A 13,113-nucleotide genomic window follows, 5' to 3' on the forward strand; every position below is an offset into this window, starting at 1 on the left:
TTCCTTTCCCACACTGTGCCCCTATACGGGAGCCACTGCCGCTGGGTCGTGGTGGCTTTTGTTCCCCCCGCTACGGCCCCAAACACCCCACGATCCATTTCGGGTCCGGCGGTCACCGGGTCCGGCCCGCTGACGGTCCGGTGGTCACCCGGTCCGTCGGGTTACGGGCTGGTGCAGCTCAGGGTGGGGGTGGTGGCGGAGCCGCTGGCGAGGAGACCGAACGTGGTGCTGCCGCCGGCCGGTACCGAGCCGTTGTAGGAGAGGTTCTTCACGGTGACGGACGAGCCGTTGACGGTCAGGCTGCCGTTCCATGCCTGGCTGATGGTCTGGCCGCTGGCCAGCGTCCAACGGACGGTCCAGCCGTTGACCGCCTGGTTGCCGGCGGTCACCGTGACCTCGGCCTGGAAGCCGCCCGGCCAGGTGTTGGCGGTGCGGTACGTCGCCGCGCAGGCACCGGTGGGCGGGGCCGAGGTGGGCGGTGCCGAGGTGGGCGGTGCCGACGTCGGCGGCTCAGAGGTCGGCGGCGCGGAGGTGGGCGGTGCCGAGGTGGGCGGCGTCGAGGTCGGCGGTGCCGAGGTCGGCGGGTTGGTCGGGAAGCCCGGCGGGATCAGCGGGCAGGTGGCGCTGTACCGGGAGACGCCGCTGCTGTTCGCCAGCGACGGGCACATGAACTGGCTGTACCGGGTGTCGTTGTCGAGGAACAGCTTGAGCCAGGGGATCAGGACGCGCATCTCGGTCGGGTTCGACCTGGTGAACGAGAGATGGTCGTTGCCGGCCAGTTCCGCCCAGGAGTGCTCGACGCCGGCCGGAATCGAGTTGTAGATGCCCTGCACGTAGGCCGGGGTGACCGTGCCGTCGTTCTGGCCCGAGATGAGCAGCAGCGGCACCTGGTCGGCGGACATGTTGTAGTTGTTGCCCGGTGCGCCCGGGGCGAGGCCGACCGCGGTCTTCAGCGACGGCCGGCGCAGCGCCGAGGTGAGCGTGCCGGCGCCACCCGCGGAGTGGCCCATGACGCTCAACCGGTTGCGGTCGACCCGGTCCCGCACGGGGCTGGAAGTGGTCAGCCAGTCCAGCGCCGCGAGCTGCTCGGTGGACCTGGCTTCGGCGCCGTCGCTGCGGCTGAGGGTCTCGACACCGATCACGACGAACCCGAAGGACGCCAGCCAGGGGCCCATCCAGGCCTCCTCGTTGGCGAACAGCGCGCTGTAGCCGGGCACGATCGCCACCGCGCCCCAGGTGCCGAGGCTGGTGTCGGTCGGGTAGTAGATGAACCCGCCGTTGAACCCGTTGCCGGGCGACACGGTCAGCTGGGCGGTGGCGAACGGTCCCCGGGTGGCCGAGATGCTGGCCATGGTCGGGTCCGGGCCCCGCTGGTACGGGTTGTCGGCCGCCGAGGCCGCCGTCACCGCGATCGTGCCGGTGAGCAGGCCGAGCGCGACGGCGCCGGCCGCGAGAGCCCGGCGGAGGGCTCCCCGGCCCGCCCGGGGTGTCCCGGGTCGGTCGGTGGCGTCAGGCGCCGGTGTGCTGGTTGGTTGTCGCACCATAGTTCTCCGTCCTCTCGGTGGGGGTGCCTCGCTTGGTCCGCCGACCCGCCAGCCGGTCCGTGGCTGGCGGGTCGGGGATGCTGCCCGGGGTGGGACTCCGCCCCGGGGTTCACCCGGTCAGGCGCTGGCGCAGGCGATGCCGTTGAGGGTGAACCCGGCCGGCTTGGCGGTGTTGCCGGTGTGGTTGGCCTGGAAGCCGATGCTCACCGAGGTACCCGGCGCGATCGTGCCGTTGTAGCTGACGTTCCCGGCGGTGACCTGCCCGGAACTGGGCTTGTAGTTGGCGTTCCAGCCGGAGACGATGCTCTGCCCGCCCGGCAGGGTGAAGGTCAGCGACCAGCCGTTGACCATGCTGGTGCCGGTGTTGGTGACGGTGATGTCCTCGGTCAGCCCGGTGTTCCAGGCGTTGACGGTGGCGCTGACCCGGCAGGATCCGTTCCACGGCGGGACCGGCGTGGTGCTGGTCGGGGGCGTGCTCGTCGGGGGCGCGCTGGTCGGCGGAGTGCTGGTCGGGGGAGCGCTGGTCGGTGGGGTGCTGGTGGGCGGGGCGCTGGTGGGCGGGGTGGTGTTCTCGAACTGGGTGAAGAAGCTCCACACCAGGGCGGGGGTCCAGGTTCGCGGCCCACTGTCGCCGGGTGCCCCGTCCTGCGGCGCGGCGATGTGCCCGCCGTCGAAGGCCGCCCACACCACCGGGTGCCCGGCCGAGCAGCCCGAGTACGTGGTGACGATGTGCGTCAGGCTGCCCTGCGCCGGCTCGCGTGGCGTCTGCGGGGTGCAGCCGTTGTTCCGGGCGAAGGTGTCCCGGGCCGAGCGTCCGCCGCCGGCACCCGAGTCGCTGATGCCGCTGGTGCCGAGGTACGCGACGGGCTGGGTGCTGTTGCAGGCGCCGATCGGGCCACCGGACTGGACCGCGACCGCGCGGAAGACGGTCGGCCGGGCGCAGGCGAGGTTGTAGCTCATCCCGCCGCCGTAGCTGAAGCCCATCGAGAAGACCTGGGTGGTGTCGACGCAGAGGCCGCCTTCGAGCTGCCGGAGCATGTCGTCGACGAAGGTGAAGTCCCGGCCGTTGGTGTTGGCCCAGCCGTTGTCGATGCCCTGCGGCGCCACGAAGATCGTGCTGTTGTTGGCCAGCCGCTGCAACCCGTAGTAGGCCCAGGTGTTCCGGTCCACCGTCTGCCCGGTCGCCACGTCGGTCGCCGTGCCGCCGTACCAGTGGAAACCGAAGATTAACCGGTACGGGTGGTTGCTGTCGTAGTTGCCGGGAACGCTGAGGATGTAGCTGCGGTTCGTACCGCTGCTGTTGATGGTGTGCGTGCCGCTGGCCAGGGTGGGCGCCTTGCCGCAGCCCGCGGTCGTCGCGGCGGCGGCCGGCGTCGGTCCGGTCAGGCCGGCGCTCAGCGCCATGCCGGCCAGGGCCAGAACGATCGCCGCCACGATCGCGAGGGGCGCCGAGAAGAATCTCCGTCTCAACATCACGCAACTCCCTGCCATTCGATTGGGGGACGAGCCGGGGTGGCTGTGCGTACGGGAAGGCGGCCGGCTCGGGCGTTCCGTGATCTGCCGGTGGGACCTACCCCGATCCACCGGTGCGGCCGGCGACGGCGCGACGTGTTCCGAGCCGGACGCGGAACCGTGGCGCCAACGGCGCGATGGTCAGCCGTCGCCGTGCTTGCGCGCCGAACCGGTCGTTGGCCGTACAGGCCCGGGAGGCCCATGGATCGTCGGTGTGAGCCGGCAGCTCATGGCCCGACCAGCCCCGGAACGCGCCCTTCGTTCCCGCCAGGTAAAGGTAGCCTGTGAGCGTTAACATCGCAAGACGTTGATATAGACCGTAATGGTTGTGTGAAACCCGTGCTCGGCACGGTCCGGGCGGCCCGACTCGGCCCCGCGCGGCGTGCTCCGACTCCGCCTCGCGCGGCCCGACTCCGCCGCGCACCGGTCGGGGGGCCAATCGGGCGGCCGGGCTGGACCGGCCGCCCGGCGGGCGGGTCAGGGCAGGCGTACCCGGGCGGCGCGCAGCCGGGCCAGGGTGCGGTCGCGGCCCAGCACCTCGACCGACTCGAACAGCGGCAGACCCACGGTCCGGCCGGTCACGGCCACCCGGACCGGTGCCTGGGCCTTGCCCAGCTTGAGACCCCGGTCGGCGCCGACCTGCTCCAGCGCCGCCTTGACACCCTCGGCGGTCCACTCCGGCAGCGCCTCGAACGCCGCCACGGCGGCGTCCAGCAACTCGGCCGAACCCTCCTTCATCGCCTTCGCCCAGGCCGCCTCGTCGACCAGCGGCGCGTCGAGGAACAGGAAGTCGACGTTCGGCACGATCTCGCTGAGCAGCGCGATGCGGGTCTGCGCCAGCGGCGCCACGGCCGCGAACACGGTCGGGTCGAAGTCCTCGGGCCGCCAGGGCGGCGGGGCGATCGTGTCGGTGCCGGTGAGCCAGGGCCGGCAGGCGGTCGCGAACTCCTCCACCGGCAGGGCCCGGATGTACTCGCCGTTGAACGCCCGCAGCTTCTTCTCGTCGAAGAACGCGGGGGAGGGGTTCACCTCCGCCAACCGGAACTCGGACTCGATCACCGACCAGGGCACGATCTCGCGGTCACCCGACGGCGCCCAACCGAGCAGCATCAGGTAGTTGCGCATCGCGTCGGCCAGGTAGCCCTCGTCGCGGTACGCCTCCAGCGCCACCTTGTCACGCCGCTTGGACAGCTTCTGCCGCTTCTCGTTCACCACCACCGGCACGTGCGCCCAGACCGGCGGCTTCACGCCGAGCGCGTCCCAGAGCAGTTGCTGCTTGGGCGTGTTCGGCAGGTGCTCCTCGGCCCGGATCACGTGGGTGATCCCCATGGTCATGTCGTCCACGACGTTGGCCAGCAGGAACACCGGGGTGCCGTCACCCCGGGCGATCACGAAGTCCTCGATCAACCGGTTCTCGAACGTCGGCTCGCCCCGGATCAGGTCGACCACCACGGTGCTGCCCTCGTCCGGGGTGCGGAACCGCAGCGCCCGCTTCTCCCCGGGCTCCAGGCCACGGTCCCGGCAGTAACCGTCGTAGCCGGAGTACTGCGAACCGCCGCGCAGTTGCACGTCCTCCCGGGTGCAGTCGCAGTAGTAGGCGCGACCCGCCCCGTACAGCCGGGCGGCGGCAGCGCGGTGCTCGGCCGCGTAGCTGGACTGGAAGTACGGCCCCTCGTACGCCTCCCGGTCGATGCCGATCCACTCCAGCGCCGACAGGATGCCCTCGGTCCATTCCGGCCGGTTCCGGGCGGCGTCGGTGTCCTCGATCCGCAGCACCAGCGTCCCGCCCTGCTGGCGGGCGTAGATCCAGTTCTGCAACGCCGATCGGGCGCCGCCGACATGAAACATTCCGGTCGGGGATGGGGCGAAGCGTACGCGTACCGTCACGGTGCCCAGCCTACGGCGGGCCCGCCGGGGCTCCGCCACCAGGTTTCGAATGCGGCCCCCCTGCGCTGGGTACTCCCGGTCGGCCGCGGGGTGGGTGGACCACGACGGGCGCCGGCCGACCGGGACGACCGCCCGGCGCCGCCGGGCGGAGGGCGAGGGGGAACCGGGATGGACCACGGCCGGGATCCGGCGGGCGGCGGGGAGCAGGGCGGTACGGCGGGCGGTGGTACCGCGCTGGACGGCCCGGACCGCCCGGTACGGCGGCGCCTGCCGAGCGGGCCGGACCTGCTGTCGCTCGCGCTGCTCGCGGTCGGGCTGCTCTGCCTGGCCACCGGGCTGGTGCCCAGCCACGACGCGGCGACGACCCTGCGGCGGATCGCGCCCCTGCTGGTGTTCCTGTTCGCCGTGCTGATCCTGGCCGAGCTGGCGGCTCGGGCCGAGCTGTTCGACGTGCTGGCCACCCGGTTGGCGCGGTCGGCCCGGGGCAGCTATCCGGCCCTGTTCGCGCTGACCGTGTGCCTGGCCACGCTCACCACCATGGTGCTCAACCTGGACACCACAGCCGTACTGCTGACCCCCGTGATGATCGCCATGGCCGTCCGGATCGACACCCCGGCCCTGCCGCTGGCGATGACCACGGTCTGGCTGGCCAACACGGCGAGCCTCGGGCTGCCGGTGGCCAACCTCACCAACCTGCTGGCGGCCGACCGGCTGGACCTGCCGGTGACCCGGTTCGCCGAGCGGATGGCGCTGCCCCAGCTGGCGGCCGTGCTGGCCACCGCGGCCTGCCTGTGGCTCTTCTACTGGCGACGGGGGGTGCGGGGCCGGGACCGGTACCGGCCGCCGGCCCCACACGCTCCGGCGGACCGCCCGCTGTTCCGGATCGCGGCCGTCACCTGCGCCGGCTTCGTGGCCGGCATCCTGGCCGGGGTACCCATCGAGGTGGGCGCGGTGGTCGGCGCCGTGGTGCTGCTCATCGCCTTCGCGCTGCGGGCCCGCACCGTGCTGAGCTGGGGCCTGGTCCCGTGGCCCCTGCTGGCCTCGGTCACCGGGCTGTTCCTGATCGTCGACACGGTGGTCCGGTACGGCCTGGCCACCGTGCTGCGCGCGGCCATCGGGGCGGATCCCGGCGCGGTCGGGGTGTGGCGCGCGGCGGGCACCGGCGCGATCCTGGCCAATGTGATCAACAACCTGCCCGCGTACGTCGCCGGCGAGGCGGTGATCCCGCCGGGGCACACCGGTCAGCTGCTCGGGCTGCTCGTCGGCACCAACGTGGGACCCCTGGTGCTGCCCTGGGCGTCGCTGGCCACGCTGCTCTGGGCGGAGCGTTGCCGCGCCGCCGGGGTCACGGTGCGGTGGCCCCGGTTCGTGGCCACCGGCGCGGTGACCGCGACGCTCACCCTGGCAGCCACCACCGCCACCCTCGCCTGGCTGTAAGGAAGGGCACCTTGTTATCGCTTTCTGTATAGGAAGGGCCCCTTGTTAACGGCACGACCCGCCGAGCCCGCCGAGCCGGCCGAGCCGGCCGAGCCGGCCGAGCCCGCCGAGCCGGCCGAGCCGGCGCGGCAGCGGTTTCAGGGCACCGAGCGGATCCGCACCACCAGGGCGCTGCCGACCAGGGTCACCACGGCCGTCACGGCGTACAGCGTGGGGTAGCCGCCGAGATGGACCACGATGGGCGCGGACAGCGCCGGGCCCAGCACCTGCGGCGCCGAGTTGGCGATGTTGATCACGCCGAGGTCCTTGGCCCGGTCGGTGGCCCGGGGCAGCACCTGGGTGATCAACGCGGCGTCCACGGCCAGGTAGACCCCGTACCCGGCGCCCAGCAGCAGCGCCGCGACGACCGCCGCGGCCCACACCGGCCAGACCGCCAGCAGCAGGGCGGCCACCGCCATCACGAGTCCGGAGACGATGACGTACACCTTGCGCCGGCCGGAGGCGTCGGACAACCGCCCGGCGACCACGGCGGTGGCCATCATCCCGGCCGTGTAGAGCAGGATCAGCATGAGCAGCCCACCCTGGGGATCGGCCACCCGTACCCCGTCGGTGAGGAAGTAGAGCAGGTAGAGCGTGCCCAGCGCGTTGCCCATCTGCACCAGGAACCGGGTGCCCCACGCCCAGGCGAAGTCGGGATACCGCCGTGGGCTGATCCACAGCCCGACGACCAGGCCGCGCCAGTCGCGCGCCGACCGGTGCTCGCGGGGCAGCGGGTCGTCGCCGGTGAGCAGCGCGAACGGCAACGCCAGCACGAGCACACCGACGGCCACCGCCAGGTAGCCGGCCGCCGTACCGCTGAACAGGGTCGTCACCAGTACCGCGCCGACCACCAGGCCGAGCGCCTGTGGGATGCCGACCCAGCCGGAGACTCCGCCGCGCTGCGTCACCGGCACCCGGTCCGGGATCGCCGCCGTCAGCGTGGCCAGCATCGCGTTGAAGCAGACCTGCGCGGCCACCCAGGCCACCGCCACCCCGGCCACCGTGTGCTGCCGGGCCAGCAGCACCAGGGCCAGCGCGCCGAGCACCGCGCCGCCGGCGGTCCAGACATGCCGCCGGCCGAGGTCCCGGCCGAACAACCGGGGACAGGTACGGTCCGACAACGCGCCGGCCAGTGGGTTAACCACCACGGCGGCCAGCGCGCCCAGCCCGGTCACCAGGCCGAACATCGCCTCCTTGCTGGTCGGGTCGATCCGCTCGATCTGCTGCGGCAGCAGGATCTGGATCGGCGTGAAGAAGGCCATCCAGACGCCCAGGTTGGCCGCGAAGATCCCGGTGATCCACCCGCGCCCGACCCGTGCCGTGGGCTCGGCGAGCGCCGCCGGCACGACCGCCCGGTCGGCGGGCGCCAGCACACCTGCCGGGTCAGCGCCCGCCGCGTCAGCGTCCGCCGGATCGAGGCCCGGCGGGAGGAGGCCCGCCGGGACGGTCGCGGCCGGTGTGGGCGGGTCCGGCTGGGCCGGCTGAACGGCGGTCACGACCGTCTCACCAGGTCGCGGTACCAGGCGTACGAGGACTTCGGGGTACGTCGCTGGGTGGCGAAGTCGACGTGCACCAGCCCGAACCGCTTGGTGTACCCCTCGGCCCACTCGAAATTGTCCAGCAGCGACCAGACGAAGTAGCCGCGCACGTCCACCCCGTCGGCGAGGGCCCGGGCCACCGCCCGCAGGTGCCCGTCCAGGTACGCGATCCGGTCCGGGTCGTCACACCGGCCGTCCGGGCCCGGCTCGTCGTCGTACGAGCAGCCGTTCTCGGTGATGTGGATCGGCGGCAGGTCCGCGCCGTACCGGTCCCGCAGCCCGGTGAGCAGGTCGTACAGGCCGTCCGGGACCACCGGCCAGCCGAAGCTGGTGGTGGGGTGGCCCTCCAGCGGGACCAGGTCGAACGGCAGTGCCGCGCCGTCCTCCGGAGCCCGGATCCCGGTGGGGTTGTAGTAGTTCACGCCCAGCGCCGACAGCGGGGCCGCGATGGTGGCCAGGTCGCCGTCCCGGATGACGGCCGGATCGACGCCGGGCGCGTCCGGGTAGCCCCGCCCGAGCAGGGGGTCGGTGAACAGGTGATTCTGCAGCGCGTCGTACGCGGCCCCGGCGGCGTGGTCCGCGGCGGTGTCGCCGAGCAACCGGACCGGGGAGTAGTTGTTGGCGATGGTGACCGGGACGTCGCCGTGGGCGCGCAGCGCGGCGACCGCCAGGCCGTGCCCGAGCAGTTGGTGGTGGGCCGCCGGGAAGGCGCCGAACAACTCGGTACGCCCCGGTGCGTGTACGCCCAACCCGTAGCCGAAGGTCATGTGGACGAAGGGCTCGTTCAGCGTGATCCACATCCGTACCCGGTCGCCGAGCCGGGCCGCCACCAGGTCCGCGTACTCGGCGAACCGGCCGGCGGTGTCCCGGGCCAGCCAGCCGCCCCGGTCCTCCAGGGCCTGCGGGAGGTCCCAGTGGAACAGGGTGGCCACCGGGTCGATGCCGCGCGCCAGCAGCGTGTCGACCAGCCGGTCGTAGAAGGCCAGGCCGTCCGGGTCGGCCGGCCCGGTGCCGTCCGGCTGGATCCGGGGCCAGGCGATGGAGAAGCGGTACGCCGAAACGCCGAGTTCGGCCATCAGCGCCGCGTCCTCGTCGTACCGGTGGTAGTGGTCGCAGGCGACGTCGCCGGTGCTGCCGTCGATGACCCGGCCGGGTTGGGCGACGAAGGTGTCCCAGATCGACGAGCCCCGGCCGCCGGCGTCGGTCGCCCCCTCGATCTGGTACGCGGAGGTGGACACCCCCCAGGTGAAGCCGGCCGGAAACGCGGGTACTGGTGCCGGGACGCTCATCGGGCCTCCGAAAACGCGAATGGTTTTCGGGACTCTAATCCGATCGGCGTGTCGAAGAAAAGCTGTCCGATTCGCACCCTAAGTGGGCATAAACTCGCTTAATGAAAGATGTCCTCAATGGAGGCGGAGCACAATGATCCTGGTTGAGCGCAGCGCGTACGTGCGGGCACCGATCGACGCGGTGTGGGACGTGGTCCAGCGGGCCGAGCAACTGCCGTCCTGGCTGGCCGGCGTGCGGCAGGCCGAGGTGCTCTCCGGGGAGGGTTACGGCCGTCGACAGCGGGTGTACGCCTCCGGCCGGGGAGCCAGCCACGACGCCGAGGTGATCGTCTACCAGCCGCCCACGCTGATCGGCTGGCGCGAGCGCGCCGCCGGCGCCGGCGCTCGGGCCGAGGCCCGCACCGAGGTGTACGTGCAGCTCAGCGAGGAGCCGGAGGGCACCTCGGCCCGGCTGATCGTCGTACGCTGGCCCGCCGGCAAGGTGAGCGGAGCGCTGCTGCGGCTCGGGATGCGCAAGGTGGGTGCCGACCTGGAGGGCTCGCTCGCCCGGCTGACCAGCCTGACCGGACGGGACCTGGCGTCGGTCGGCGCGCCCGCCGGAGCCGTCGCGGGCACACCGACCGGGTCCTCGCCGGCCGTCCAGCCCGACGAACACCGCGACGCCGGCCTCAACCTGCTCACCCACTGACCCCCACCCAGACCGCCCCCGCCCCACCGATCACCCCCGCCCCACCGCCCCCTCCGGTTGATCATGAAGTTAACGGGGCGACACGCCGATGAACTCACCCGTTAACTTCATGATCAACCGGCGAGGTCGGGGTGGGGGAGGAGGAAGGGGTGGGGGAGTGGGGGAGGGGTGGGGGGGAATGCGGCCGGCCGGCCCGCGTGGGTGCGGGCCGGCCGGATTGGATTGGATTGGTGTCTCGGGTCAGGAGTCTCCGCCGGTCTCCCCGACCGGGGCGGCGTTGACGTCCTCGATGGCGTACTTCTTGGCGGCCTCGGCGGCGACGCTGGCCGGCACCGTGCCGTCCAGCGCGAGCTGGCGCAGCGTGGCCACCGCGATGGACTCGGCGTCCACCCGGAAGTGCCGGCGCAGCGCGTGCCGGGTGTCGGACATGCCGAACCCGTCGGTGCCGAGCGAGGTGTAGCGGCCCGGTACCCAGCGCGCGATGAGATCCGGTACCGCCCGCATCCAGTCGCTGACCGCGATCTTCGGACCCGGTGCGTCGGCGAGCTTGCTCGTGACGTACGGCATCCTCGGTTCGGCGGCCGGGTTGAGCAGGATCTCCTCCTCGGCCTGCACGGCGTCCCGGCGCAGCTCGGTCCAGGAGGTCACCGACCAGACGTCGGCCGCCACCCCCCAGTCCTGGGCGAGCAGTTCCTGGGCCCGCAGCGCCCACTGCATGCCGGTGCCCGAGGCCAGAATGTTGGCCCGGGGCGCCTCGCCGGACAGCTCCGGCGCCGGGGCGTAGCGGTAGATGCCCCGCTTGATGCCCTCGGCGTCGACGTTCGCCGGCTCGACCGGCTGCAGGATCGGCTCGTTGTAGACGGTGAGGTAGTAGAAGACGTTCTCCTGCTTCTCGCCGTACATCCGGTGCAGGCCGTCCTCGACGATGTGCGCGATCTCGAACGCGAACGCCGGGTCGTAGGCCAGCACCGCGGGGTTGGTCGCGGCGAGCAGGTGGGAGTGGCCGTCCTCGTGTTGCAGGCCCTCGCCGTTCAGCGTGGTCCGCCCGGCGGTGGCGCCCAGCAGGAAGCCCCGGGCCATCTGGTCGGCGGCGGCCCACAGGCCGTCACCGGTGCGCTGGAAGCCGAACATCGAATAGAAGATGTAGACCGGGATCATCGGCTCGCCGTGCGTGGCGTACGACGATCCGGCCGCCGTGAACGAGGCCACCGAGCCGACCTCGTTGATCCCCTCGTGCAGGATCTGGCCGCTGGTGTCCTCCTTGTACGACAGGAACAGCTCCCGGTCCACCGCCGTGTAGTTCTGACCGTGCGGCGAGTAGATCTTCTTGGTCGGGAACAGCGAGTCCATGCCGAAGGTGCGGGCCTCGTCCGGGATGATCGGCACCCAGCGCTTGCCGAACTCCTTGTCCTTCATCAGGTCCTTGAGCAGCCGGACGAAGGCCATGGTGGTGGCGATCTTCTGCTTGCCGGAACCCTTCTTGACGTCGCCGAACTGCTTCGACTCGGGGATCGCCAGCGGGCGGTGCTTCAGCTCGCGGGTCGGGAGGTACCCGCCCAGCGCGGCCCGGCGCTCCTCGAGGTAGGCGATCTCGTCGGAGTCCTTGCCCGGGTGGTAGTACGGCGGCAGGTAGGGGTTGGTCTCCAGCGCCGAGTCCGGAATGTCCAGGTAGAGGCGGTCGCGGAAGGTCTTCAGATCCTCCAGCGTCAGCTTCTTCATCTGGTGGGTGGCGTTGCGGGCCTCGAAGTGCGAGCCCAGCGTCCAACCCTTGATGGTCTTGGCCAGGATCACCGTCGGCTGGCCGGTGTGCTCCATCGCCGCCTTGTACGCCGCGTACAGCTTGCGGTAATCGTGCCCGCCGCGCTTGAGATTCCAGATCTCGTCGTCGCTCAGGCCCTCGACCATCTTGCGGGTCCGCGGGTCGCGGCCGAAGAAGTGCTCCCGGACGTACGCCCCGGACTCCGCCTTGTACGTCTGGTAGTCGCCGTCGGGCGTCACGTTCATCAGGTTGACCAGCGCGCCGTCGGTGTCGGCGGCCAGCAGCGGGTCCCACTCGCGACCCCAGATGACCTTGATGACGTTCCAGCCGGCGCCCCGGAAGAACGCCTCCAGCTCCTGGATCACCTTGCCGTTGCCCCGGACCGGGCCGTCGAGGCGCTGCAGGTTGCAGTTGACGACGAAGGTGAGGTTGTCCAGCTCCTCCCGGGCCGCCACGCCGATCGCGCCCAGCGTCTCCGGCTCGTCCAGCTCACCGTCGCCGAGGAAGGCCCAGACGTGCTGGTCGGAGGTGTCCTTGATGCCACGGTGCCGCAGGTAGCGGTTGAACCGGGCCTGGTAGATCGCGTTGATCCCACCGAGTCCCATGGACACCGTGGGGAACTCCCAGAAGTCCGGCATCAGCCGCGGGTGCGGGTACGACGGCAACCCGCCGCCGGGGTGCGACAGCTCCTGGCGGAACCCGTCGAGCTGGTGCTCGCTGAGCCGCCCCTCCATGAACGCCCGCGCGTACATCCCGGGCGAGGCATGGCCCTGGTAGAAGATGTGGTCGCCGCCGCCGGGATGGTTCTTGCCCCGGAAGAAGTGGTTGAAGCCCACCTCGTACAGCGAGGCCGAGCTGGCGTACGTGGAGATATGTCCCCCGACGCCGATTTCCGGCCGCTGTGCCCGGTGCACGAGCATGGCCGCGTTCCACCGGATGTACGCCCGGATCCGCCGCTCGACATGCTCGTCGCCGGGGAACCAGGGCTCCCGCTCCGGCGGGATGGTGTTGATGTAGTCCGTGGTGGTCAGGGGCGGGACGCCGACCTGACGCTCCCGGGCCCGTTCCAACAACCGCAGCATCACGTAGCGGGCCCGCTTGGCGCCCCGCTCGTCGATGACACCGTCCAGCGATTCGACCCACTCCGAAGTCTCTTCGGGGTCGATGTCCGGAAGCTGGCTCGGCAGGCCGTCGCTGATCACCGGGCGCTTGCGCTCCGTTGCCACAGGCGTTCCCTCGGTTCTGTGTGGAGTAGGTCTCTCCCGCAATACTGCCCTCTCCTGGCGGGGTCCGTCACGTCGAGTCGGCCCTGACGCGACGTGCGACACAGGTACCGGCCGGTAACTAAAGGAAGGGCCCCCTGTTATCGCATTCGGTAGAGGAAGGGCCCCTTCTTAACGGCCGGGACGGCTCGGAACAT

At 71.6% G+C, this 13,113-nt stretch carries 7 protein-coding genes and 1 pseudogene; 2 read left to right on the forward strand and 6 right to left on the reverse strand.

The annotated features are described in order from the left end of the window. Nucleotides 1-161: 161 nt before the first annotated feature. The 3 genes from ACXN5W_RS04345 to gltX all read right to left on the reverse strand — a co-directional run bounded on the left by ACXN5W_RS04345 (nt 162) and on the right by gltX (nt 4,943). The gene (locus ACXN5W_RS04345) at nt 162-1,541 is read right to left on the reverse strand and encodes a poly(ethylene terephthalate) hydrolase family protein (protein WP_473156827.1); all 1,380 of its coding nucleotides are present in this window, start codon (nt 1,539-1,541) and stop codon (nt 162-164) included. Nucleotides 1,542-1,661: 120 nt separating this feature from the next. Continuing rightward, the gene (locus ACXN5W_RS04350; protein ID WP_473156828.1) at nt 1,662-3,017 is read right to left on the reverse strand and encodes a CE1 family esterase; all 1,356 of its coding nucleotides are present in this window, start codon (nt 3,015-3,017) and stop codon (nt 1,662-1,664) included. A 516-nt stretch (nt 3,018-3,533) separates the two neighbouring features. Then, complete coding sequence (gltX, locus tag ACXN5W_RS04355; RefSeq protein ID WP_473156829.1) at nt 3,534-4,943, reverse strand: glutamate--tRNA ligase; 1,410 nt, start codon at nt 4,941-4,943, stop codon at nt 3,534-3,536. A gap of 168 nt (nt 4,944-5,111) precedes the next feature. On the opposite strand from gltX, the gene ACXN5W_RS04360 reads away from it, so the two are divergent. After that, a complete protein-coding gene (locus tag ACXN5W_RS04360) occupies nt 5,112-6,380 on the forward strand; it encodes an ArsB/NhaD family transporter (protein ID WP_473156830.1) in 1,269 nt (422 codons plus the stop codon). 137 nt (nt 6,381-6,517) lie between these two features. On the opposite strand, the gene ACXN5W_RS04365 is transcribed toward ACXN5W_RS04360, so the two are convergent. Together ACXN5W_RS04365 and ACXN5W_RS04370 are read right to left on the reverse strand one after the other, a co-directional pair. Further along, nucleotides 6,518-7,792 (reverse strand): MFS transporter, encoded by a 1,275-nt coding sequence (locus ACXN5W_RS04365; RefSeq protein WP_473156956.1) that lies wholly within the window; start codon nt 7,790-7,792, stop codon nt 6,518-6,520. Between the two features lie 119 nt (nt 7,793-7,911). Continuing rightward, on the reverse strand, nt 7,912-9,246 hold the full coding sequence (locus ACXN5W_RS04370; RefSeq protein ID WP_473156831.1) for a GH1 family beta-glucosidase: 1,335 nt from the start codon (nt 9,244-9,246) through the stop codon (nt 7,912-7,914). A gap of 133 nt (nt 9,247-9,379) precedes the next feature. Here ACXN5W_RS04370 and ACXN5W_RS04375 point away from each other — a divergent pair. Next, nucleotides 9,380-9,835: pseudogene (locus ACXN5W_RS04375) on the forward strand (SRPBCC family protein); the annotation flags it as partial. 339 nt (nt 9,836-10,174) lie between these two features. Here the strand turns inward: ACXN5W_RS04375 and aceE are convergent. Beyond that, entirely contained in the window at nt 10,175-12,919 is a 2,745-nt protein-coding gene (gene aceE, locus ACXN5W_RS04380) for a pyruvate dehydrogenase (acetyl-transferring), homodimeric type (RefSeq protein ID WP_473156832.1), read from the reverse strand. Nucleotides 12,920-13,113 lie beyond the last annotated feature (194 nt).

The organism is Plantactinospora sp. A48, from assembly GCF_055793945.1.